Source organism: Acinetobacter sp. XS-4, from assembly GCF_023920705.1.
Lineage (GTDB): Bacteria > Pseudomonadota > Gammaproteobacteria > Pseudomonadales > Moraxellaceae > Acinetobacter.
Map to the genome: position 1 here is coordinate 2,651,336 of NZ_CP094657.1, position 25,345 is coordinate 2,676,680.

18 protein-coding genes, 2 pseudogenes and 1 riboswitch are annotated in these 25,345 nt (G+C 41.0%); of the genes and pseudogenes, 7 read left to right on the forward strand and 13 right to left on the reverse strand.

Going from position 1 to position 25,345, the window contains the following annotated elements:
• Positions 1-33: 33 nt before the first annotated feature.
• Together MMY79_RS12365 and MMY79_RS12370 are read right to left on the reverse strand one after the other, a co-directional pair.
• Positions 34-2,772, reverse strand: a pseudogene (locus tag MMY79_RS12365) (type VI secretion system Vgr family protein); the annotation flags it as partial.
• 103 nt (positions 2,773-2,875) lie between these two features.
• Positions 2,876-3,772 (reverse strand): LysR family transcriptional regulator, encoded by an 897-nt coding sequence (locus MMY79_RS12370; RefSeq protein WP_252608953.1) that lies wholly within the window; start codon positions 3,770-3,772, stop codon positions 2,876-2,878.
• 98 nt (positions 3,773-3,870) lie between these two features.
• Here MMY79_RS12370 and MMY79_RS12375 point away from each other — a divergent pair, with 98 nt between their 5' ends.
• The 4 genes from MMY79_RS12375 (at position 3,871) to MMY79_RS12390 (ending at position 7,526) form a co-directional block, all read left to right on the forward strand.
• The gene (locus tag MMY79_RS12375; protein ID WP_252608955.1) at positions 3,871-5,211 is read left to right on the forward strand and encodes an MFS transporter; all 1,341 of its coding nucleotides are present in this window, start codon (positions 3,871-3,873) and stop codon (positions 5,209-5,211) included.
• The gene (locus MMY79_RS12380; protein WP_252608957.1) at positions 5,204-5,605 is read left to right on the forward strand and encodes a hypothetical protein; all 402 of its coding nucleotides are present in this window, start codon (positions 5,204-5,206) and stop codon (positions 5,603-5,605) included. The genes MMY79_RS12375 and MMY79_RS12380 overlap by 8 nt, the downstream gene beginning before the upstream one ends.
• 95 nt (positions 5,606-5,700) lie before the next feature.
• Positions 5,701-6,645: an ABC transporter permease gene (locus MMY79_RS12385; protein WP_252608959.1), complete on the forward strand. Its 945-nt coding sequence runs from the start codon at positions 5,701-5,703 to the stop codon at positions 6,643-6,645.
• Entirely contained in the window at positions 6,645-7,526 is an 882-nt protein-coding gene (locus MMY79_RS12390) for an ABC transporter ATP-binding protein (RefSeq protein WP_252608960.1), read from the forward strand. Before MMY79_RS12385 ends, MMY79_RS12390 begins: the two co-directional genes overlap by 1 nt.
• Positions 7,527-7,575: 49 nt before the next feature.
• On the opposite strand, the gene MMY79_RS12395 is transcribed toward MMY79_RS12390, so the two are convergent.
• The 5 genes from MMY79_RS12395 to MMY79_RS12415 form a co-directional block, all read right to left on the reverse strand.
• Positions 7,576-8,598 (reverse strand): ABC transporter substrate-binding protein, encoded by a 1,023-nt coding sequence (locus tag MMY79_RS12395; protein ID WP_252608961.1) that lies wholly within the window; start codon positions 8,596-8,598, stop codon positions 7,576-7,578.
• A complete protein-coding gene (gene atzF, locus MMY79_RS12400; protein WP_252608962.1) occupies positions 8,595-10,418 on the reverse strand; it encodes an allophanate hydrolase in 1,824 nt (607 codons plus the stop codon). Before atzF ends, MMY79_RS12395 begins: the two co-directional genes overlap by 4 nt.
• The gene (locus MMY79_RS12405) at positions 10,419-10,853 is read right to left on the reverse strand and encodes a transcriptional regulator (protein WP_252608963.1); all 435 of its coding nucleotides are present in this window, start codon (positions 10,851-10,853) and stop codon (positions 10,419-10,421) included.
• A gap of 4 nt (positions 10,854-10,857) precedes the next feature.
• Positions 10,858-10,983: a hypothetical protein gene (locus MMY79_RS12410; protein ID WP_001000625.1), complete on the reverse strand. Its 126-nt coding sequence runs from the start codon at positions 10,981-10,983 to the stop codon at positions 10,858-10,860.
• Positions 10,984-11,202: 219 nt separating this feature from the next.
• Positions 11,203-11,568 carry a helix-turn-helix domain-containing protein gene (locus MMY79_RS12415; protein WP_252608964.1) on the reverse strand — a complete coding sequence of 122 codons (366 nt, stop codon included), beginning with the start codon at positions 11,566-11,568 and terminating at the stop codon, positions 11,203-11,205.
• A 93-nt stretch (positions 11,569-11,661) separates the two neighbouring features.
• Here MMY79_RS12415 and MMY79_RS12420 point away from each other — a divergent pair, with 93 nt between their 5' ends.
• The gene (locus MMY79_RS12420; protein ID WP_252608965.1) at positions 11,662-12,198 is read left to right on the forward strand and encodes an NAD(P)H-dependent oxidoreductase; all 537 of its coding nucleotides are present in this window, start codon (positions 11,662-11,664) and stop codon (positions 12,196-12,198) included.
• A 40-nt stretch (positions 12,199-12,238) separates the two neighbouring features.
• Here MMY79_RS12420 and uca read toward each other — a convergent pair whose 3' ends face one another.
• From uca to MMY79_RS12440, 4 genes and pseudogenes are all read right to left on the reverse strand, one after another.
• Positions 12,239-15,844: an urea carboxylase gene (gene uca / locus MMY79_RS12425; protein ID WP_252608966.1), complete on the reverse strand. Its 3,606-nt coding sequence runs from the start codon at positions 15,842-15,844 to the stop codon at positions 12,239-12,241.
• A 2-nt stretch (positions 15,845-15,846) separates the two neighbouring features.
• Positions 15,847-16,500, reverse strand: a complete 654-nt coding sequence (locus MMY79_RS12430; protein ID WP_003651023.1) for an urea amidolyase associated protein UAAP2 — start codon at positions 16,498-16,500, stop codon at positions 15,847-15,849.
• Between the two features lie 15 nt (positions 16,501-16,515).
• Positions 16,516-17,256 (reverse strand): urea amidolyase associated protein UAAP1, encoded by a 741-nt coding sequence (locus tag MMY79_RS12435; protein WP_252608968.1) that lies wholly within the window; start codon positions 17,254-17,256, stop codon positions 16,516-16,518.
• A 28-nt stretch (positions 17,257-17,284) separates the two neighbouring features.
• A riboswitch (guanidine-I (ykkC/yxkD leader) is annotated at positions 17,285-17,380 on the reverse strand.
• A gap of 286 nt (positions 17,381-17,666) precedes the next feature.
• A pseudogene (locus tag MMY79_RS12440) lies at positions 17,667-18,616 on the reverse strand (3-hydroxyacyl-CoA dehydrogenase NAD-binding domain-containing protein).
• 118 nt (positions 18,617-18,734) lie between these two features.
• On the opposite strand from MMY79_RS12440, the gene MMY79_RS12445 reads away from it, so the two are divergent.
• Together MMY79_RS12445 and yddG (MMY79_RS12450) are read left to right on the forward strand one after the other, a co-directional pair.
• On the forward strand, positions 18,735-19,790 hold the full coding sequence (locus tag MMY79_RS12445; protein ID WP_252613520.1) for a GlxA family transcriptional regulator: 1,056 nt from the start codon (positions 18,735-18,737) through the stop codon (positions 19,788-19,790).
• A gap of 159 nt (positions 19,791-19,949) precedes the next feature.
• The gene (yddG, locus tag MMY79_RS12450; RefSeq protein ID WP_252608970.1) at positions 19,950-20,897 is read left to right on the forward strand and encodes an aromatic amino acid DMT transporter YddG; all 948 of its coding nucleotides are present in this window, start codon (positions 19,950-19,952) and stop codon (positions 20,895-20,897) included.
• A 70-nt stretch (positions 20,898-20,967) separates the two neighbouring features.
• On the opposite strand, the gene yddG (MMY79_RS12455) is transcribed toward yddG (MMY79_RS12450), so the two are convergent.
• A complete protein-coding gene (gene yddG, locus MMY79_RS12455) occupies positions 20,968-21,855 on the reverse strand; it encodes an aromatic amino acid DMT transporter YddG (RefSeq protein ID WP_252608972.1) in 888 nt (295 codons plus the stop codon).
• A 33-nt stretch (positions 21,856-21,888) separates the two neighbouring features.
• Positions 21,889-25,326, reverse strand: coding sequence for a pyruvate carboxylase (locus tag MMY79_RS12460; RefSeq protein WP_252608974.1), 3,438 nt, complete (start codon positions 25,324-25,326; stop codon positions 21,889-21,891).
• Between the last annotated feature and the right edge of the window lie 19 nt (positions 25,327-25,345).

Here is a 25,345-nt window from a genome sequence, read left to right on the forward strand (position 1 = left end):
CTCATTTTCACTAAATACAGTTTCGTAAAGAACTTGTGCCTTTCCAACAGGAACATCTCGAATAAAAGCTTGCCCTTTCTCATCTAAAAATCCAGTTCTTTTAGAACCATCAGAGAGTGTTACCGTATATTTAGAAGCTTTTGCGGGCGTACCATCAGCATGAAAATATTCTAAAAATAAATCCTGTGGCTTGGATTCAAAAACAGGTAATGATGGTAACCTAGGCTGAACACTCCCTCCCCCCATAAACAAATGCTGCCCAGCTTTTACCTCAAACTTGCCACCCGTAACTGGGAAAATGCCCGAGCCATTAATCTTGATTTGAGATCCACCCGCTGTGATAACGATTTCTTTAGAAGCACTAATTTCAATTTTGTCTTCTGTTGAAATAATTTGAACAGCTTTACGGGCAATTAAATCTGCTCCGTCGCCTTGCGCTTGTATTTCGACTTTGCCTTTGCCTGCATAGAGTCTCGCCCCTTCTTGAGCTGCAAAAAGGCTGATTTTATTTTGGGCATGTGCAATTAAATTCTTTTGGGTAGACAGATTAATGCTGTCTCCAGCAGTTTGACTTAACTGAGCATCTGCGCTTAAGTGAATGTCTTCATTACTGGCTAGAGCAATACTGTTAGGTGCAGTTAATATCATCAAGGCTTGCTTAAAAGCGGCAGCTTTGTCTTGATCTTTTTCTTCAATTTGTTCTATGAACGTTTTTAAGTTCTCAAGCACTTCCAATGGATCAGTTTGCTGGTTTTTAGCAACTTCACTGAGTGCTTTGGCGTTATTGAGGCTGCCTTCTATTTCTTGTTTGGCCTCATTTGCATCAAGGTGTACACCTTGCGCTTGATCCTGTTTATGGGTACTAATGAGTAAGCCACTGCCAGCTCTTACTGCGCCCCATTGGTCTGTTCTGAGTTCAAAGCCTTCACCACGACCATCACTTTCCGCCTTGTCTTTTGGATGGCTTAAGTTACCCAAGTTAAGTTGGCTGGCTGCATGGCTACTTTGTAGCTGGGCACTGATCTGGCCTGTTGTGTCATCAAAACGTAGCTGGTTAAAGCCCTTACCGTCGACTTCTTCTGAGCGGATACCGCTGAGTTTTTTAGTGTCAGGTAACTGCCCTTTCTGGTCGAATTGCGTTGGATGCCGTTCAGCTTCATGAATACGGCCCACCACAAATGGCCGATCAATATTGCCGTCAAAGAAGTCGATGACCACGATCTCACCGACACGTGGCAAGAAGCGTGCGCCATAACCCGCACCTGCCCACGGGGTGAGTACATCGACCCAAGCCGAGTCGGTGTCATTATCGTTACTTCCTGCTCCACCGTCATGGCTATGGTCGTCAGTTCGGGTAAACAAGAAACGGACTTTAATGCGCCCCCACTGGTCGACATGAATACTTTCGCCCTCTAATCCCACAACCCTAGCGCGCTGCGGGTAAGCTGCTGGTCGGTGTTCTAGTGGGCTATATTCAGGCACAGCTTTAATGTTGCGTCGAACGACATTCAGCTCAGCAAAGTGGCGCTGCTCAGGGTTTTGAGTGTCGAACTGGGCTGCCTTGAGTTTGTCTTTTGGCAACAGACGCTCAAGTTGCTGTTGTAATTCTTTCGGTAAATTATTCTGGTTGTAGTAGTGCTTGCTTAAGATTAAGAACTCTTTATCGACACTGTCATGTTGGTCGAGTTCTGGATGGTCATTGAGTTCAAACCAATAACCCACCTGTGCATCACGGACGTTACCTGAAACCGTAAACTGTTTCGAACTTAGGTGATGATAAGCATTGATGTGCTGGTTAAGCTGTTCAATCTGGCTATTACCAGAAGCGGTGGCTTGGTCTTCACCGTTTAAATCCTGCATCCAAGCAGGGCTAACATGCCATGCATCTTCAAGGTTTAAGCTCGCATTGTCATAGTGTTCGCTGTGCTGCTGCTTACCTTGTACGCTACCACTGCCTTCTTCTTGTTGCAGCGCATCAGCTTGCCAGCGTTGCACATGAACCGAAGTTGGCTGTAAACGTCGTTCTGCCTTGACTTGGGTAATGGTATCGAACTGTTCTGTGGCACTGCTGCGCTGGTAGCGTAGGCTACGACGTTCAAGGGCTTTATAATTCTGATTTTCATCAATCAAACGTAAGACTTGTGGCTGAATAGATGCATTCAGGTCAGCGACCAAAAGCTGTGATTCATCGACTAACCAGTTAATACCTTCACTACGCCACAAACGGGTTAAAAAGTCATAATCGCTTTCATTTGACTGCATCACAAACGGACGCACATCGTAGTCTTTCGTTAAACCAGCCGTATCGAGTGTTAAGCTTGAAGCAAATAACGGACTTTTGCCTTGCCATTCCTTAAATAGAATTTCACTAATATCGCGCACGCTTTTATTCATAAACACACGACTATTACGGCGTTTATGCCAAAGTGCAGTTGGGTCTTTTAACGTTAAGTTATAAATGGTGAGTGAGCCGTCGCTTTGGCCTTGGCTCGCTTCAGTAATAATACCAGTAGTTCTAAAGAACTGGCCTGTATCGGTGACTTGATCGACGGCAACCTGACAGCCAATAAATTGTTTTAATGCAATATGTGCGTTTGTCGACAGACACAGTAACTCAGCAACGCTGCCTTGGTTGAGCGTATGCTCGCCTTCAATACGTTGTAAGAAGACCTGATTGTTTAATGATGGGTTGGAAAATTGCACATGAAGTACACGATTCTGTGCGACCAAACCTAAACTATCTAAAATTTGAAATATTTTATGGGACATCATTATTATAAAACTGAGTCATAATCATCGATATTTTATAAAAAACAGACAGAATTGTCTATTTATATAAAATTGCTTATCTTCCACAACTTACATACTTTTCAGTTTATCTAAAAGAAAGACGGGCTATTAAATAGTCTATAAATGCTCTCGTTTTGGCCGGTAAATTAGAGGTATGAGGATAAAGTAGTTGAATACTTTGTAGCGGTAACGAAAAATCAGGAAATAACCGAATTAAGCGTTTTTGTAGAATATCTTCATCAACTAACCATGCAGGACAAATCGCCACACCTAAAGATGAAAGAGCCATTTGATGAATTGCAGTGACCGAATTTGATTCATACTGACTTCGAATAAAAGGTAATGAATATTGCTCCCCTAAACTGTTTTGCAAAATATATTGTGAATCTTGCCAATTTAATAAAGTGTGACCAATCCAAGGAACATCCGCTAAATCAGATATATTTTCTATAGCATGATCTTTTATAAACTGCGGAGTAGCCACAAGATAAATTGGATATTCTCCGATTTTTCGAGTTTTTAGGGATGAATTTTTTAAATTCCCTAATCGAATAACCAGATCTAATTTTTCAGTCACTAAATCATCGAGAGATGAATTAAACGAATACTGTAAACGTAAATGTGGGTAAAGCTGACAAAATTCAGGAAGTAAAGGCAGAATGAAGCGTTGGCCAAACTCATTGGTAGATGAAAACCGTAAAGTGCCTGTAATGCTTGTACCTAAGTGTTGGCTTCGTTCAAATGCCTCATCAATCTGAAGTTGGATTTGCTTAAAATCCTCATAAAAATGCTGACCGATTTCAGTTAATGCAATATTACGGGTGTTGCGAATTAACAGGCTTGTATTGAGCTGCTTTTCTAATTGTTTTATATCAATACTCACCATTGATCGGCTTAAGCCTAAAATTTCAGCAGCCTTGGTAAAAGAGCCGGAATCAACGACTTGTAAAAAACTGGTAATTTGCTTGAGGTTTTTTTGCACAATTAAGCCAATTGTTTAAAATTATCAAACAATGATTTTACTTCGCTTGCATCGACAATAAAAGAGCTGGATCTTACCCTGCCTGCACGGAGGTAGGTATGTCTTATCGATATAAAATAGCGACAGTGTTTTTACTTGGGTTCTTTATTGATTGCATCAACATTTTTATGTCTGCAATTGCATTGCCTAATATTGCATCGTCATTTTCAGTTAGCCAATCCATGGTCGCTTGGGTAACAAATGCTTATATTCTCGGCCTCATTTTAATTATGCCCATGAGTTTATGGTTAGCCACCAAACTTGGGAACCAAAAATTATTGTGTTATTCAATGCTGTTATTTTCGATAAGCATCTGCTTTATTGGCTTTAGTGAATCGATTTATAGCTTAATTTTTTGGCGATTTATTCAAGGCGTAGCTGGAGGTTTATTAATTCCAGTCGGGCAAGCTTTCGTATATGCATTATTCCCCAACCAAGAACGCCAACGCATTTCTACATTAATTATGGCAATTGCATTGATTGCACCAGCTTTTTCACCAGCCATTGGCGGTGTGATTATTGATTCATTGAATTGGCGATGGGTATTCTTATCTAACCTTCCTTTTTCTTTACTGGCAGCAGCTCTGGCGTGGTTATGGGTTAAAAAAACAAAGAATGTATCGAGTGAAAAACCAGACATAAAAGGCTTGGTTATTTTTAATATAAGCCTGTTATCTTTATTACTCTCCTTTTCATTCTATAACGATTACCACAACGCCTCATTCGCTATAATGAGTTTTCTAACTTCGGTGGGAATGCTTATTTTTTACATTCGACATGCGAAACAAATTTCCCATCCTGTTCTTAATCTTCAGTTATTAAAAAATAAAAATTTATGCAATGCATTTATTGTCTATTACGCCGTTCCGGGTATTTTTACAGGCATTAATTTACTCAATATTTTTAATTTACAGCTTAACTTTGGCTTTAATGCAAAACAAACTGGTTTATTCATGTTGCTCTATGCAACTGGGGCACTCGCAGCCATGATTAGTGGTGGCCTGCTCTATCAACGGTTAGGAAAAAAGTATCTTCTTATTATTGGAATAACCCTACATAGCCTTGGCATATTTCTTTTATTTTGTATTTCAAACACAAGCCCAATCAGCTTTTTAGTGATTGCTTATTTATTAATGGGTATGGGTGGCGGTCTGAGTGCCAATATTGCCCAAATTAGCTCACTGATTGATTTTTCAGGCCAAGATTTATTACAAGGGAGTGTGCTCTGGAATATTAATCGACAAGTTTCATTTAGTGTCGGTACTGTTGTTCTCATTTCGATTTATAACTTGATGTCTGGCTCAAGCGATCTACTTCGCTATCAACATACTTTTTTAATTGCAGCTTTACTCTGCTTACTTTCACTCATTCCCGTTTTAAAGGAGAAAACCCATGTCTAAACAAATGGATCAGGCCATTCAAAGTGTCATTGACCTACATGTTTTAATAGAAAATGTATTTACAGGCCAAAATGCAGAGCAAAGTCTGAGCCCGCTTTTAGATAGCTTTGATCAAAATTTTAAGATGGTAACGGTTCAAGGTCACAGCATTGGTTTTGCCGAAGTGCATAGTTTATTTAGCCAAAATATTGGAAAAAAATCTTCTTTAAAAATCGATATTATTAAAAGTACAGTTTTATACGAATTTGAAAATTATTGTTGGGTGCAATATCAAGAACATCAGCAAACGAGTGAGATTGAGACAGTACGTACCTCTACAGCCTGCATTAAAGTAGAAGGTGAAAAATGTTATTGGGTTTACTTACATGAAACTTTAGTTCCCTCATCTTCTTAACTCATCTAGAGCACCTTAAAGATGGCACCTATTTTGCTTAACAATATTACGTTTTATGAAAATCGTAATACTGATCAAAATGGGGAGCTCTCGATATGGGTTATGTTGCAAAGGAATTTACGCGAAAGAACAAGCTGATTCTCAGTATTTGTTCTTTCGTTATTCCAATATGTCTTTGGTGCGCAATCAGTTACTTACCTTTTGTTTGGCATCCTCAAGTACAAATCACGAATTCGGGAAGTGTTTCTTACTTACAAGTAGGAAATCGCATTGATAAAAATGTGTTCTATCTCGAAGCACAAAATGCAGTCAATCGAAATTCTGCACCACCACAAGGTATTTTGGTCAATCCGATTTATTTACCCGCTCCACATGAAGTCGCTAAGGCTTTGGTCACCGCCTTTACCACACCACCAGAACAACCTGATTCACCATGGTTTCACCAAAGTTTATGGCACAGTATCAAACTGGTATTTTCAGCCTTTTTTATTTCTTCCTTGATTGGAATTCCACTGGGTATTTTGTGTGGTTTTTCTAAGCGTATATCCCTGTTAACAGAACCTTTTGTCGAGTTTTTCCGTTACTTACCCGCTCCCGCCTTTGGTGCACTTGCAGTAGCAATTTTGGGGATTAATGACGCGCCTAAAATTGCGATTATTGTGATTGGTACGCTATTTCAACAAATTCTAATTATTGCCAATACCACCCGAATGGTAGATCGAAGCTTAATTGAAGCCGGTTATACGCTTGGCACCAATAAGCTCAAAAGTTTATTTCATGTGGTGATCCCTGCTGCCTTACCTGATATTTACCGTGACTTACGTGTTCTATTGGGCTGGGCTTGGACCTACTTAATTGTTTCAGAGTTGATTGGTACGACCTCGGGTATTACATGGTTTATTACCCAACAGGCACGCTATCAAAACTTTGACAATGTTTATGCGGCTATTTTGATTATTGGTGTGATTGGTCTTGTCTGTGACTGGCTATTAATGAAGTTAGGTGAGCGGATGTTCACTTGGAAAGTAGGAGCAAAATAATGAACGATTCAACATTTAAAGCGCATGAATACTTTCAAAAGATTTATGAACGTCCTGTTATTTTAGAAGCTAAACAACTGAGCCAAGTGTTTAAGCATGGTCAAACCGAACGTACTGTTTTAAATAAGCTGGATTTAAAAATTCATAAAAGAGAATTTATTTGTGTGATTGGCCCTTCTGGTTGCGGTAAATCAACACTGAGCCGTGTTATCGCAGGTTTAGACCCATACCATAGTGGAGAAGTTTTGGTAGACGGCGAATGCATTACGGGCCCATGCCCTGAACGCGGCATGGTGTTTCAGGGCTATACCCTTTTTCCATGGAAAACCGTAAAAGAAAACGTGATGTTTGGTCCGCAAATGCGTGGCGCGAGTCAAATGACAGCCGAAGCTCAAGCACGCGAATGGATTAATATTATTGGTTTGGAAAAATATGAAAATCAGTATCCACACCAACTTTCTGGAGGAATGAAACAGCGCGTTGCGATTGCTAGAGCTTTGGTTAATCAACCTAAAATTTTACTCATGGATGAACCTTTTGGTGCACTCGACCCACACACCCGTCAAAAAATGCAAAAGCATTTAATGGATTTATGGCACAACATTGATATCACCATTATTTTTGTGACCCATGACATGGATGAAGCCATTTTACTGGCAGACCGAATTGTGGCACTCAAAGCCAATCCAGGTGAAATTAAGGAAATTATTGAAGTTAATTTGCCACGCCCACGCTCACTCGATTTGATGAGCACACCTGAGTTTAAACAACTCCGTTCACGGGTAGATTATCTGGTACACGCTGAAGAAGACGAGCTTGACCCAGCTTTACAAGACTTACCCAAAATTCCACGTATGACTCAGGTCAGTACAGAAAAATAAGAAACACATTAAAAAGCCCAAGTTCAACTTGGGCTTTTATTTATTTGGCTTATTTAAGTTGTTCTATGAGTGTTGGATAAATTAGCCCATCTACATTTTGTTCGGTTTTATAAATACCATTTTCGACGTTAAATTTATTGACGTGATAGGTCGAACCATAAATTGAGTCAAAACCTTGAGATTTAGTAAATACTTTTTTATTGGCATTGATATCTAATAAATGCGTACCGCTAACCATCAACTCATATTGTTTTGGGTCGACGCCTGAACGGTTTGCCATGATTTTAACTGCATCTGCATGGGTTGCAGGATCATTAATATATTTAACTGTTTTGTCCCACACTTGAATGATTTTTTTCCATTCTTCTTGATGAGCCGTTAAATGGCTCATATTGACGGTCAAGGTGTCATAAATTAAACCCGGCTTGTCTTTAGAGGTATAGATAATTTTAGAGCCTGCCACTGCTTTTAATGCCTGACCTGCAACAGGTTGCCAAACAGCAATAGCTGAGATATCGGGGCTATTAAATACTTGAGGTAATTGGTTTGTCGCTGAATTTACCAGCTTCACCTCATTCGCTTTAATGTTATGGTCAGTTAAAGCCGTTGCTAGTAAAAGATGATCAACCAAGCCTTTTTCGACACCGATTGATTTTCCTTTTAGGTCTTGAATGGTATTAATACCCTCTTTTGCAATGATGACATCATTACCCGCAGAATAATCTGTTGCCATGATCATCATGCCTTGCGTGCCACCCGAAGCTGTTACCAAGTTATCGCCATTGGTGACCAACACAGCATCGAGCTGATTTGCCGAAAAGGCCGAAAGAGAAGCCGAATAATCAAACCATTTAAACTCTACATTTAGCCCTGCTTCTTTTAACCAGCCTTTTTCAATAGCCACTTGCCAAGCCACCCAGCCCGGCCAATCACTATATCCGATGGTAATTGGTTTTGTATTTGCGGCTGCCTGAGCATCTTGTTTAGCCTCGGGCACTTTAGCCGTATTGTCACACCCACCCAATACAACTGCCGATAAAATAGATACGGATAAAAACGCTTTTTTAATCATATAGAAACTTCCCCAACATTTTTGCTAACAACACTTTGAGCGGTTTGATTGAGTGACTGTATATAGGCTCGCCAGCCTCCAAAATGGCTAATATCAGTTGCATCTTGAATGGCATACGCTTCACAAATAAAGCCTTTGACCCATGTGCCATCTTTTAATTTGAGGTTGCCAATACCAAGCGGTGCAGGCACTTCAGCCACAATGGCCCCAAAATTTGCTAATGGAACATCCCAAACTTCAACTTCAATTGATGTCCCTTCTGCATCACATTGCAGGCCAGGTTTTGGTGGTGTGGTATTTTTTAAGGCAAAGAGTTTATAAGTTTCTGCAGTCTGAGTTTTCTTAAGCAAAGTGGCATTGCGACTAGTGAGCTGAAAATTAAGCGGCATGCCTGTTAAGTGCGCTCCCACTACAGCAAGTTGTACTGAATGATTCGACTGGATGTTTATACTTTTTTGATAATGTTGAGTTGATTTAGCCAAACTCAGCGATGTTTCGGCTTGCCAAAGCTGCGCAAAATTAGCGAGCGCCTGATCGTGCCACGCAGGTGCAATAAAGGTTACCCCGCTTGGTAAGCCATCCTCACGAAGTACATTTGGTAATGCTAAAGCAGAAAGATCTGCAAAATTAACAAAGTTGGTATAGGCTCCCATGTGCGCATTTTTAGTTAAAGGATCGGCTTCAACTTCTGCAATGGTGTAAATGGTTGGCGCTGTCGGAACCATCAATGCATCAAAAGGTTGTAATGCCAAATTAATTTTTCGAGCCAAAACGGCACGGTTATATTCAGCTTGAAGTGCATCTGTTGCCGTGAATTTATCTGCCTGCGCAATAATTTGAGCAATGACTGGATGAGCGTTTTCACGTGTTGTCATACGTTCAACGGCGACTGTTCTTTCAGCCACCCAAGCATCGTTATACAGTGCAGCTGCAAGCTCATTAAACGTGCTGAAATCAATACTCTCAACTTCATAGCCCAGTTTTTTAACGCGCTCAATTGCAACTAAAAAAGCTTTTTCAGATTCAATATCTCCATAGAACTCAAGCTGAGCTGGAATAGCAATTTTTTGTTTAGAAAATTGAGTTGGTACATTGGCTGGATGTGCTCGTGAATATTCATCTGTTTCATCATAGCCCTGCATTAAATTGGCAACGGTCCACGCATCATCAATATGCAGCGCAAAAATAGAAATGACATCAATAGTCCGACATGCAGGAATTAAACCTGTAGTAGAAAACCAGCCCTTTGTCGGTTTAAGACCCACAATATTGTTATGGCCCGCAGGAACACGCCCTGACCCCGCCGTGTCTGTACCCAGACTAAAAGGCACAATACCGTTGGCAACTACCACCGAAGAACCTGAGCTTGAACCACCGCTAATATATTCAGGGTTAAAACTATTTTTTACTGCACCATAGGGAGAGCGAACGCCAACCAGTCCTGTTGCAAACTGATCAAGATTGGTTTTACCTATCACAATCGCCCCTGCTTTTTTCAACTTGGCAATTACGGCAGCATCTTGGGTCGCTAAATATTCAACTTCTTTACAGGCAGCAGTAGTGTTAAAGCCAGCGACATCAATATTGTCTTTGACTGCAAATGGCACACCGTATAGAGGTAAGTCAGCAATATTCTGGTCGTTTAAAACATCAATTTGCGACTGAATCTGCTCCTTCGATGCAATTTCAATCCATGCATGGTCATCATTTTTAATTTCTGTAACATAGCTGATCAGATCTTCAAGATGGATTTGCCCGTTTTGATATGCTGTTTTCCAGCCTTGGATGGTCCATAAATTTTTCAATACGCTACTCCTCATTTAGTCATTTTGCTGTATAGGCGGCATAACGGCATCCATTAGTTCTAAATGCCCTTTAATCACCCCTTTCAGCACAATAAATTGCTGGCTAATTTGTCTGAGTTCAGAACTTGCGCCCTGCATTAACATGACTTGCAATATCTTTTGTTGGTCGAGTTGAATATGAAGTGAACTAATCACCTGCGCTAAAAACTGTTGTTGTAAATCGACCAATTGATTACGCAAGGTCATTTGGCTAGCGTCATAAAGCAGCGTCAAGGTGCCCACCATGACTTCATTAGCCTGCGCCTGCTCTGCAATTAAGTGTTTATTAATCATGTCGACAATGGCTTGCGAGCGACTTTCATAGTTCTGGTCGACAATTTTTTGATCGAGTGCGTTAAGTGTCGTTTCAGGTACGGTAATACTGATTCGAGCCAACTTTTGTTTTGCCACAGTCTTATCCTTTTGTTTTAGGCGGCTGATTGTTTTGCTTGATATATACGCCTGCACGTACGCTGAGCAATTCAACTAAAAAGGCTTTTAAAGTTGGCTTTGGTTGAACCACAGGTTTTACATCGTTCATATCGCACCTCTAGCTTGGTATTACCAAATTCAGTTTTTGTATTACTAATAGAGATGCAGAAAATGTGCCAGTTTTTAAGCGTCGTTTTGATGGGCTTTATGGGTATTTATGAATGCTTTTTGGGCAAAAAAAAGCCCCATGCACAGGGATGGGGCTAATTGAAGTGAGCATTAAAAAATCAATCTTTTATATTAATTATAATAACTGTGAATCGAACTTTTATTCTGAAACCTCAGATAGACTAATCAAACTATGAGCCCATACATATAAAGAATCTAAAACTGGCCTAAACGTTTTTCCAAAATCTGTCATTTCATAGACAACTTTGATTGGTGCTTTTTCACCATAAACCGTTCTAGAGATTAAGCCGGTTTGCTCTAACTGCTTGAGTTGAAGACTTAATGTCATTTCAGTAATTGTAGGAATGAGTTGCTTGATTTCATTAAAGCGTTTCGGCTTATCTTTTAAATAATACAAAATCACACATTTCCATTTTCCACCCACCAAGTCCATAGCCATACTGATATGACATGGATAAGTTTTTCCATTTACCGTGACTTCACATGTATTTTCAGCATTTGCCATTTTTTAACGCTACCTATCAACTTTGATAGTTATTGTACGCCAATACTATAAAAATTATAGTGACTATTATTTTTATAGTTTAAAGGCACTCTCATGGCTTTACTGATTTTAGCTCATCCCTACTACGCTCAATCGATTGCAAATAAAACGATTGTGAATGAACTTGTAAAAACCGATCCGGACCTTGAAGTCCGAGATATTTTCCAACTTTATCCGGACTATCAAATTGACGTGAGTGCTGAACAAGAAGCCTTGTTACGCCACGACACCATCATTCTGCAATATCCAATGTTCTGGTTTAATATGCCGGCAATTTTGAAATTATGGTTTGATGAGGTCTTTACTTATCAGTTTGCCTATGGCTCTCAGGGCGATAAATTAAAAGACAAAAAAGTCATTATTAGTATGACGGTCGGCCAAACAGAAGCCAACATGGTGAACGACCGAGAAAACTTAATCGATAGCTTTTTAAAAGCGGTTCAATATTCAATTCAATATACACAAATGCAGTTAAGCGCCACTTACTTGCTTTATGACGTTTCGCCTTTATCAGGTAACCCAGAGGCAAAAATTAAATTAGAAGCAGTTGAACATGGTCATAAAGTATTAAAGCATTTGACCGAAGCATAAGATTTAAAGAGAGCATCAATATCGATGCTCTCTTTTTAATTTAGGCCACAGGTGCCAAGGTAAATAGCACTTGCCCTGTTTTTACGGTTTGCCCTTTTTCAATGGTAATAGTTTCAACCTTCATGCGTTCAGGCGCAATAATTGGAATTTCAATTTTCATTGCCTCAATCACCGCAAGGGTTGCACCTTCTTCAACAATATCTCCCGATGCACATTCGATTTTCCAAATTGACCCGGGCATGTGTGATTCAACTGCACAGCCCCCTTCAGGAATAACTACGGTTTCACCTTCATCAACCGCATCTAGACTTTCAGAAATATATTCTTGCAAGCCCGCTTCATGCCAACGGCGACGTTCAGCCTCGAAATTGGCTTGTTGTGTGTCTTTAAAGGCTTGAATGCTATCTTGATGTGTTTTGAGAAACGCGTTGTATTCTTTTAAGTTGAGTACACCATCTTCAATGCGAAGTTGTAGACGACCCGCCTTAAAGTCTTCACGCATTTGCAAAAGTTCAGCCTCAGACACTTCATAAAACTTAACTTGGTCAAAAAAGCGTAATAACCACGGTTTGCCATCTTCGAAGTCGGCATTTTTACGGTAACGACTCCACATTTGAGTAGTACGTCCAACAAACTGGTAGCCACCCGGCCCTTCCATGCCGTACACACACATATAAGCACCGCCAATACCCACGGCATTTTCAGGAGTCCAAGTTCGTGCCGGATTATATTTTGTGGTGACTAAACGTTGGCGTGGGTCGAGTGGCGTTGCAACAGGTGCTCCTAAATACACATCGCCTAAACCCATCACCAAATAGTTTGCGCTATAGACTACATCTTTGACCGCTTGCTTGGAGGTTAAGCCATTAATACGGCGAATAAACTCGATGTTATCTGGGCACCACGGCGCATCTGGTCGAACAATTTGTGTGTAGCGTTCGGTGGCAAGTTGAGTTTGCGAATCTTCCCAAGCTAAAGGTAAATAGACAGTTCGTGAAGGCACCTGCATATTTTGAATGTCAGGTAACTCGGCTTCTGCTTGTTGAAGTTTCTCTAAAAGCTCAAGTTGATCGAGCTGGATTGAATCAAAATGAATTTGTAGTGAACGAATACCCGGTGTTAAGTCGATAATGCCTTGAATGTTTTGATCTTTGACCCATTGCATAAGCGCATGAATGCGGAAGCGTAAATTTAGATCGAGTACTAACTCACCATACTCCACCAGCAAATAGCTATTTCCTGCTGGTCGATAGGTCACGTTTGGTAAATCAGTTTTACCTTCTAAAGTGGCTAAAACAGCATCTTGTAAAGTGTCGGGTTCTGCTTGAATGGCTGGGTTAAAATCGATCTGAGTTGTATCAGTCGCGGTTAAGCTTTGATGATATTTTTGATCGAGTGCTTTTGCTTGCGCGTAACTCATAGGCACAAATTTGACTTTATCACCTGCTTTAAGCTGCCCAATTTTCCAAAGCTCGGAATGAATCACTACCGCAGGGCAAACAAAGCCGCCTAAGCTTGGACCATCTGGACCCAAAATAATTGGCATATCGCCCGTAAAATCAATTGCCCCTATGGCATAAGCGTTATCATGAATATTCGATGGATGTAAGCCTGCCTCGCCGCCGTCTTCACGTGCCCACTCAGGTTTTGGTCCAATTAAACGAATACCTGTACGGCTTGAGTTATAGTGAATTTCAAACTCATTGGCAAAGAACGTATCAATATCTTGTTTGGTGAAAAAATCTGGCGCACCATGTGGACCATACATGACTGCAATTTCCCAGTTTTGGGTAAAGCTTGGAATTTGCGCTTGAGCTAAGGCGATGGTCGATTGAGCGGAATATTCAGTAATTGGCAGCATATCGCCAATTAATAAATTACGGCCTGCGTGTCCACCAAATTGCCCCAAAGTAAAAGTCGCTTGCGAGCCTAAATAGTCAGGAACATCGAAACCACCTTTAACACCAATATAGCTACGGCAACCTGAACGGATAATCCCACATTTTAAAACTTGGCCTTTTTTTACATTAATGGTTTGCCACATCGGCACAAGTTCACCATCAAGTTTTGAAGGCATATCAGCACCAGTAATAACAATCTGGCTGTCGCAGTGAAACTTTAAAGTTGGCCCTTGTAAGGTACATTCAAGCCCTGCGGTATTTGGTTCATTGGCCAAAAGCTGGTTTGCCACAGTTAAACTGAGTGGATCGATTGCACCTGATGGCGGCACACCAACATCCCAATAACCTAACCGACCTGTTACGTCTTGAATGGCAGTTTGAATACCAGCTTGCAACACCTCAATTTTTTGAGTTTTCCATTCAAATGTATTTAAAAAACGAGTGGTTTGAGTACCTAAAGCAAACACATCGCAAGCAATAATATTTTGCAAATACTCCAAATTGGTTTCGATACCAGCCACTTGTGTATTGGCAAGACTAGCACTCATTGCCTGTATGGCTTGGTCCCGTGTTGCAGCAGTCACAATGATTTTAGCAATCATTGGGTCATAAAAAGACGACACCGTTGACCCTGTTTCAACCCATGTTTCGACTCGTGCTTGCGGGTCAAATTTAACATGAGTAAGTAAGCCTGCACTTGGTTGGAACTGTTTAATCGGATCTTCAGCATAAAGACGAACTTGAATGGAGTGTCCGGTTGGCTCTAACTGTTTGGTCGGTGCGGACCAATCGTCACTTGCCAAAGTAACCATCCACTCGACTAAATCGACACCAAACACTTGCTCGGTCACGCCGTGTTCAACCTGCAAACGCGTGTTGACCTCTAAGAAATAAAATTTTTGGGTTTCGGTGTCCATGACAAACTCAACTGTGCCTGCCGAGCGATAGTTCACCGATTGCATCAATTGAATCGCAACTTTTTGCAGATAGTCACGTTGCTGTTCATTTAAGTGTGGTGCAGGTGTTTCTTCAATGACTTTCTGATTACGGCGTTGCACTGAGCAATCACGCTCGCCCAAGGCTAAAACTTGCCCTTTCCCATCACCAAAAATTTGTACTTCGATGTGGCGCGCATGTTGTACAAATTTTTCTAAATACAAACCTGCATCTTTAAAATTGACCTGCGCTAAATAAGACACAGTTTGGTAGGCATCTTTTAATTCGGTTTCGTTCCAAACCAGACGCATGCCAATCCCACCACCGCCCGCGGTACTTTTTAGCATGACTGGATAGCCAATACGAGCAGCTTCGGTCAAGGCTTCGGCTTCATCGGCAAGTAGTGAACTGCCCGGAAGTAAAGGCACATTGCTTTTAATAGCGAGTTCACGTGCAGTATGTTTTAAACCAAAGTCGAGCATTTGGCTTGAAGTTGGCCCAATAAAAACGATGCCTTGGTTTTCGCACAAATCACAAAACTCGGCATTTTCAGACAAAAAACCATAACCGGGGTGAATGGCTTCTGCACCAGATTGTTTTGCAACTTCAAGGATTTTTTCAATATTTAAATAACTTTGATGAGCAGGCGCAGGACCAATCAGAAAAGCTTCATCGGCCAAAGTCACATGTAAAGAATCACGGTCGGCTTCGGAGTAAACTGCAACCGAAGCGATCCCGAGTTTTTTAAGGGTGCGAATTACGCGACAGGCAATTGCACCACGGTTGGCAATTAGAACTTTTTTAAACATGCTTACACCCCTTCAGCTTCACGAACAACCAGTTGAATTTTGGTTGGGTTATAGGCATTACATGGGTTGTTCAACTGCGGGCAATTAGAAATTAAAACAATCAAATCCATTTCTGCCCGAACTTCTACATATTTACCGGGGCCTGAAATTCCATCATCAAATTTAAGCTGACCGTCTGGCGTTACTGGCACATTCATAAAAAAGTTAATGTTTGGGCCGATGTGGCGGACATTTAAGCCATGCTTTTTTGCAATCGGGTGTTTTGCCAAAGCATACATAAAGTTGTTACGGCAACTATGCATTGGGTACGTTTCATGTGCATAGCGAACCGTATTACTTTCGCATGAACAGGCGCCACCAATAGTGTCATGACGCCCGCAGTTATCATCATGAATAACGGCTATTGGACGGCCAAAGTTACTGTAGAGCTTGGTGCCCTTTTCTAAATAAATATGTTGGTTGATGGCCAAAGTATCCATTGCGCTATAACGCTCAGTTGGGTTTTCGGCGCTCATAAACAAAGTATCGACCGCTTGGTTCCCCTCCAGATCAATAATTCGAAAATATTGGCCCTTTTTAACCTCGCACATCCACGCTTCGCCCGCAGGACAAACTTCATTTAAAACTGCTTTTTCAAATGATTGTAAAACTGTCATGATGCTTCTCCTGATTTAAATATTGCTAAGCGCGTAGTAGCGGGCTGTGTTTTGGAAGGCACGCTGATTTTGCGAACATGCATCACGACAAATATCGCTGTCTGTTAGAGAATTGGCTTTAAATAGACTGAGTTGAATATCGGCAGGTTGATAGCTTGTGCTGGTGTCTAAACCATGCGGCGCGGCAGATAGAAATAGCAAACAGTCCATTTCAAAGCGCAGTTCAATAGTGTGATCGGTGTTATCAGAACTGACATAAGACAAAGCACCGTTTTCATTTGGCACAACTTTAGAAAATAGGTTAACTGCGGCACTCAGGTCTTGGCTGGCAAGTCCGTATTTACACATTTCAATGAGTAAACTATCTAAGCCATTTTGGTACATATCATTGCGGGCATCTTGAAATGTGCGCGTTCCAAATTGTTTTTCAATTTGCTCAGGTCGGCTTGGGCCACAAAGCGCATCGTTCCAACCATGGTCATCATGAACAATGGAAGCCATCACACGGCCAAGGTCTGAATAGAGCACATTGGAAGCTTTTAAATAAGCGGTATATTGCCCTTTTAAACTGTCGGGCATGTTAAAACGTTCAAGCACATCGGCAGCATTTACACAAAATAAAGAAACATTTGCCTGAGCGCCAAGCGATGTAAATCTAAGAATAGTTCCTTTTTGAATACGATCCGACCAATGATGTCCGCCGGGTAAAAGTTCGGTCCAAATCGCCTGATTGTTATGATAACTTGCAGTGTTCATAGCCACTCCTATCGGATAGTTTTAGACTTCCTCCCGGGCTTTTATCCCTCCGTGTAGTTCGCTAGGAACCGTGAACTCTCGGTCCAGACATACTTAAAGTATCGGAACCCTAGATCACTTTTGATTGTTTATGACTATGCAAAGGACATGCCAGTTTAGTATTACGATTTTTGTTAAAAGTAATACTAAACTTGGGCCGTTTAGGTGCGATTTGAGTTCAAAAATAAAAAACTGCACTCAAAATTGTGCATTTCAAAGCATCAATACCGCTCTAATTGCTTCTATAAAGATTTGCGTAACAATCAATGAATTTAAGTTAGTTCTAGCTAAGGATGTTTTTTGTTATTTGACCCAGCAAAAAGCCAATCATCCTTGCAATAAAATGATTGGCGTTGCCGTAAAGACTTGACTTAATCTAACTTGAGTTTCTGTCTGAGCTTTAAGATATCAACCAGACCTTTATCTCTGGTTTGATATAAATCGATATCCTTATATTGTGTTAAAAGCTGATTGGTTTCTGCTTCCAACAACTCAGTTGTGTCGTCGGAATGTTGAAATGTTGCATATCGTTCCACCATTCTGTCATTGGAGGGCCTAAATGATGAATGGCCTCTTTAAAGCCCTTTTGGTTTGCAAGCTGCATATTAATGTAGGGACCAAATAGCGCCCATCTTAAACCCGGCCCACTGGTAATCGCGACGTCAACATCTTCGGCAGAGCACACGCCTTGTTCAACCAATGAAAAAGCTTCTCGCCATAGCGCAGCCTGCAAACGGTTTGCGACATGCCCTTTTATTTCTTTATTTAAAATGATTGGATTTTTACCCAATTGACTATAAAACTCAGAAGCCTGTTTTAAAATTTGGGGATCTGTCAAATTACCGCCAACGATCTCGACCAAAGGTAAAAGATGGGGCGGATTAAAAGGATGACCTAATAAAATACGTTCAGGATGTTGCGCCTCTTTTTGAAAATCAGATACTTTTAAGCCCGATGAACTTGAAGCAATAATGGTATGTTGAGGGCAATATGCTGTGATTTCTTGATATAACTGTTGTTTTATATCGAGACGTTCAGGGGCATTTTCTTGAATAAAATCTACGTCTGAAACTGCATCTTTTAAATTATTAAAAATTTCCAGATGAAGCAGCACATCTGATAAAGAATAAGTGTGTTCAGCGTTTTGATCTAAAGCCAATAAATCATTTAAATTTGCAGATATTCTATTTTTAAAGACCACTTCATCTATAGGATACGGGTCGTAAACCTTAACTTTAAATCCTTTATATAAAAATAAAGCTGCCCAACTTGCACCTATTACACCAGCTCCAACAACACCAACCGTTTTAATGACTTCCATATTTTCCTCGTAAAAATGTTGTTTTATTAAGAAATTTCTTTTGTTCCATTTCATGCCTATAATAAACATAGCAGATTCTAAGAATCACTGCTCTAAATGGATATTGACGGTGAAAGATATGAAGAACTCATCTTCTCATGCTTATGATGAAGCATCTCCCTCTGAAGAAAGTCTCTCCTCGGTTCATCCTGATTTACGTGTTGGATTTATTCTGATGAATAAATTCACCTTAGCGCCTATTTCTGGTTTTGTTGAATCTCTTAGATTTGCAGCAGATAAATCTTTTCGTAGTTTGCAAATTTATTGTAAATGGGACTGGATGACCTTTAATAATGAACCTGTTACTGCAAGTTGTGGATTATCAGTTAACCCAACAACATCGCTTAATGTAAAAGCTTTAAAAGAAAATTATGATTACATTGTCATTGCAGGTGGTTTACTCACAGAAACACGTAATCCACCAGAAAAATTATTAGAAATACTCAATGAAATACACAATGCAAAAATCCCAATTATTGCCTTTTGTTCAGGCTGTTTTGTTTTAGGAAATGCAGGACTCATGGATGGTCGTAAATGTGCAATTCATTTTACGACCAGAGAAGAGTTTTCCGAACGATTCCCTAAAGCAATCACGGTAGTAGATAAAGCTTATGTTGAAGACCAAGGTATTTTTACTTGCCCCGGTGGAACTGCTATAGATTTAGCTGCGGATTTAATACGGCGTCATTGTGGCGATATTCGGGCACAAAAAAGCTTAGAATATTTGCTTATTAATGCTGACAAACAAATCATTGATGAAAAAGAAGAGATACTTTTAGATAGCCCAACTACCTATGAAAATAACATTGTCTCTAAAGCTATAGCTTTTATGAGCGAAAATTTAAGTGCGCACGTTACATTAAAAGAAGTTGCAGAACATGCGAGAACCAGCCCAAGACAACTGCACCGTGCCTTTTTATCGAGTACCAATGAACCACCATCAAATTATTGGCGCAAATTAAGACTCGAACATGCTAGAAAACTACTTGCCAACACCAATGCATATATCACCAACATTGCTATTGAATGTGGTTTTTCTGATGCCTCTCATTTTATTCTTTGGTTTAAAAAACAATATGGGGAAACACCTTTTACGTATAGAAAACGCCGCCATGAAGTAGAAAAACTCAAATAATAATTCTATTTAACCACACTACTGAAACGCGATATTTTATATAAATTGTCCTATATAACCTATTTTTTGACCTTAAATTCTTTTAACCTGTCATGCTCCATGCTTTTTTCTACTTCCTATTAACGGCTCAGTCAATTATTTGAGTTATTCAGTTTTCCTATGTCAAAAAATTTAGCAACATTGATTGGTTTAAGCGCCATTCTCATGTGGGCATCTATGGTCGGCCTTGTGAAGCATATTACTGCCGCAATTGGTCCCGATATGGGTATTACGCTGATTTATACTTTCAGTGCAGTGCTATTGCTTATTATTTTTAGAGTTCCAAATTTTAAGTTAATTTCTAAAAAATATTTAATTTTAGGTACAGCCCTATTCATTGCGTATGAACTTTGCTTTTCATTTGCAATCGCTTATTCCAAAACAGCTCAACAGGCTATTGAAGTGAGCATTGTTAATTATCTCTGGCCGAGCTTAACAGTTTTAGCTTTCGTTATTTTTAAAGAACTAAAGTTTAATTTTATTATTATTTTAGGTTTACTTATCTCAATTTCAGGCATCATTTTTATTCAAACTGGAAATGGTGATTTTAGTCTAAATAGTATTGTTGATAATTTTCATAGTAATCCTCTAAGTTACATTTTGGCCTTTGCAGGCGCTGTCATTTGGGCTTTTTATTGCGTATTAACCAAGAAAATGAGCAATGGACAAAACCCAATTTCTATTTTCTTTATCTGTGTAGCACTCACCCTATGGATTAAGCTATTTATCACAGGTCACGCAACGCTACCCTCTATCGATCTAGCGACATTTATAACGTTAGGAGTCGCTTCTGTTGCTATTGGTTTAGGTTACGCAGCATGGAATATTGGTATTATTCATGGAAATATTACCATGCTGGTTGTTGCTTCTTACTTTACCCCGATCATTTCATCTCTTCTGGCAATGTTCGTTTTGCAAACCCAATTATCTATAAGCTTTTGGCAAGGAACTGCAATGGTGACAGCAGGTTCATTTATTTGCTGGATTTCTACAAACTGGTCAGTTATTCGTCCTTTCATCAAAAAGATCACGAGAGAAATTCACTACCTCTTTACATCTAATCGTTAGAAACTAAACCAATCGTTCAGTTTCTAATTAATGCTAGAACTAAGCTAAAAATAATGAATAGTATCGAGTTTTAATGCTTCTGACGTGTTGCAAACCAACATAAAACCGAACCGATACACACCATAGCCGCACCTTGCCAAAACGACATGGAAAGCGGTGTATGTAAAACGATTGCTGCAAGAGCTGCTGAAAATACGGGTATAAAGTAAGACGCACCAGCCAGAATCGTTACATTGCCATGCAAGATACCCACATTCCATGCAGCATATCCAAAACCCATTGCCGCAGCAGCAAGTGCAAGATAGATAATCGCATGAAGGTCAAACACCATTGGCGCGCCACCAATGACCAGATATTTCACCCATAACACCAGTGCTGTGAGCATAAAAAAGAGCGTCACGCCATTTTTTCCGTTAGCTATTCTTGCCGTTAAAGTACAGTAAGCAGCCCAAATCAATGCACCGATAAAAGCCAGTCCATAACTCAGTGGATTATCTTTTATATTTGCAAGCATGCTTGCAAAATCAAGCCCTTGCTCACCGCCAAGTACCCAGCAAATTCCCAAAATCGCAATCACGAATCCGGGAATCACCAGCCAGCTAGATTTTTGATTATTAAATAAAATAGCCGCGACCATGGTTAAAGCTGGCCATAGATAATTGACCATTCCCACTTCAATGGCCTGCTGATTGGTATTTGAATAACCAATAGATAAGGCAAGGCATAACTCATAGGAAACAAATAATAGACTTCCCCAAACTAAATAGCGCTTAGGGAATTCCCTAATTTTCGGAAATCCAATGCTAATCAAGAGAAAGACAGAGGCAACACTGTACATCATGGCAGCACCACCAGTTGCTCCCAAACTCTCGCTCACACTACGAATTAGCCCAACAATAGAACTCCATAGCAAAACAGCGATGAGCCCTATTAACGTTGCATTTCTCTTGCTTGTCATATCTTTAAACCACTTCTCAAATTGATAGCCGCTCTATTGAACGACTAAAACCAAATCCATATTTCTAACTTGCTTACCCGCACTCATTAAAACTTCCTGAACCACACAATCCTGATCAGCTTTAATGGCAAGCTCCATCTTCATCGCTTCAATGGTAAATAAGGTTTCACCTTTCTTGACCGACTGACCCAGTTTCACAGGTACTGTACTAATCATGCCCGGCATCGAAGCACCGATATGTTTCGGATTTGTCGGATCTGCCTTCGGATGAGCCGTTACTTCTTTTTGGCTGGCCTGTTTAATCTGCACCAGGCGCAGCTGACCATTCAGCTCTACGAACAGATCAATAACGCCATCTTTGGCTTCTGAACGGCCCAGCAATTTTATTTCCAGTGTCTTGCCGCGTTCAAGCTCAATTTCGACAGGGCTTTGCTCTTTTAAACCATAAAAGAAGGCTGAAGATGGAATGCTTGATACCGTGCCATATTTCAGTTTGTGCTTCATAAAGTCGGTAAAGACTTTTGGATACATCAAATATGACGCCAGTTCCTGTTCGGTCAGTTGTTTCCCAAACATATTTTCAAGCATTGCTTTCTCACCCACCAGATCGACTGGCGGCATCACTGCTCCAGGACGAGCATTTAACGGGGCTGCACCCTTTAATACCTTGTGCTGTAACTCTTTTGGAAAACCATGTGCTGGTGTGCCTAGCTCACCTTTAAACAGTGAAACCACCGATTCAGGGAAATCAATCTCAAGTTTCGGGTTCTCAATATCTTCTGAATTAAGGTTATTCGACACCATATATAAAGCCATGTCACCCACTACTTTAGAGGTGGGGGTAACTTTCACAATGTCACCAAACAATAAGTTGACTTGTGCATAGGCATCGGAAACTTCTGACCAACGTTCTTCAATGCCAAGGGAGCGAGCTTGTTCACGTAAGTTGGTATATTGTCCACCCGGCATTTCATGATGATAAACATCGGCCGTACCCGCACGCATATCTGCCTCAAACGGTGCATAGATATGGCGTACACCTTCCCAGTAAGTAGAAAGCTGTTGCAGGTTGTTAGGGTTGAGTCCTGTATCACGATCGGTATTTTGTAAAGCTGCCACAACAGAGCCCATGCTCGGTTGTGACGTTAAACCACTCATGGCATCCATGGCGGTATCAACTGCATCAACGCCTGCATCGATGGCAGACAAAATGCTGGCTGCAGCAATACCACTGGTGTCATGAGTGTGAAAATGAATCGGCAATCCGGTTTCTTCTTTCAATGCCTTGATCAGCTCACGTGCTGCGGCTGGCTTACAAATACCGGCCATATCCTTAATCGCGAGGATGTTAGCCCCTGCTTTTTGCAGTTGCTTTGCCATATCGACATAGTAGTTAAGGTTATATCTGCGGTTGTTGTCAAAGATATCACTGGTATAGCAAATTGCTGTTTCACACAGCATGCCAGACTCTCGAACTGCATCAATGGCAACCCGCATGTTATCGACTGCATTGAGCGAGTCAAATACACGAAACAGGTCAATCCCACCTTGTGCGGCCTGTGCAATAAATTGACGGACGACATTATCTGGATAGTTGGTATAACCCACTGCATTGGATGAGCGAAGTAGCATTTGAAATAGAATGTTTGGCACCGCTTCACGAAGTTGAACCAGACGCTCCCATGGGTCTTCTTTTAAAAAACGCATCGACACATCAAAGGTTGCCCCGCCCCAACATTCGAGTGAAAACAGCTCACTGGCCATATGGGAATAATAAGGTGCAATCGCCAGCATATCTGCGCTACGCATTCGTGTAGCAAATAAGGACTGATGGGCATCACGCATGGTGGTATCAGTAACCAATACACGCTTTTGATCTAGCATCCAGTTTGAGAAACCCTCTGCACCCAGTAATTTAAACTGATCTCGGGTGCCACTCGGATGGCGTTGGTTTAAGTTAAATGTCGGTAACTGGGCCGGAGCTGGTACAGTTTCAGGAAGTGAACGCCCTTTGAGTTCGGGTTGTCCATTGACGGTAATGTCACCTAAAAACTCCAGTAATTTAGTCGCACGGTCCTGCTTAGGTTTAAGGTTAAATAATTCAGGCGTGGTATCAATAAATCGGGTGGTACAAGTACCTTGTGTAAATAAAGGATGGGTTACCACATTTTCTAGAAATGCCAGATTATTTGAGACACCACGAATACGAAACTCCTGTAACGCTCGCAACATACGGGCATTGGCTTCATCACCACTTGCACCGCGAACCGTGACTTTAGCCAGTAAAGAATCATAATATGGCGTAATGACAGCACCTGTATAGGCCGTACCACTGTCTACCCGCACCCCAAAACCCGTTGCGCTACGAAATGCAGTGAGACGTCCATAATCCGGCATAAAGCCATTTTTAGGGTCTTCTGTGGTGAGTCGGCATTGCAATGCATGGCCTAATAATTTGATCTGCTCTTGTGGTGGAATAAAACTACTGCCATCTCCGACCGCAGCTCCCTCGGTCACCCGAATTTGTGCCTTAACAATATCAATGCCAGTAATTTCTTCAGTAACCGTATGTTCAACCTGAATGCGCGGGTTAACTTCAATAAAATAGAAGTCCTCTGTTTCGGCATCCATTAAAAACTCAACCGTACCCGCATGGGTGTAATCTACCGCACGAGCCAGTCTTAAAGCAGCGTCACAGATTTTACTGCGTTGTATTTCAGATAAATAAGGTGCGGGCGCACGCTCCACGACCTTCTGGTTACGTCGTTGTACGGTACAATCCCGCTCAAACAAATGTACGATATTGCCATGTGTATCACCCAAAATCTGTACTTCGACATGGCGGGCATGGCGAATCAGTTTCTCTAGATAGACTTCATCATTGCCAAATGCAGATTTGGCTTCACGACGTGCAACAGTAATTGCATCTTCGAGTTCATTTTCATTTTCAATCACACGCATACCACGACCACCACCACCCCAGCTCGCTTTGAGCATGAGTGGATAACCCACTTCAGCGGCCAGTAACTGGCAGTCTTCAATACGTTCCGGTAGTGCCGATGTGGCAGGAACAACAGGCACACATGCAACCATTGCAACGTTACGTGCCATCACCTTGTTGCCTAACTGACGCATTACTTCCGGTTTTGGACCGATAAAACGGATTCCCGCTTGGCTACAAGCCTCAGCAAACTCAGGGTTTTCAGACAAGAAACCATAGCCCGGATGAATAGCATCTACCCCTGCCTCAAGTGCAATACGGATAATATCTTCAATATCCAGATAGGCCGCGATTGGCTTTTTGCCCGCGCCTACCCGATAAGCTTCATCCGACTTAAAGCGATGCAGGGCAAATTTATCTTCTTCTGCATAAATTACAACCGTGCGGATGCCCATTTCTGTGGCAGCACGCATCACTCGAATGGCAATTTCACCACGGTTAGCTACTAAGATTTTACGTATTGGTTTCATCTTTTTAACACTTTTAAAT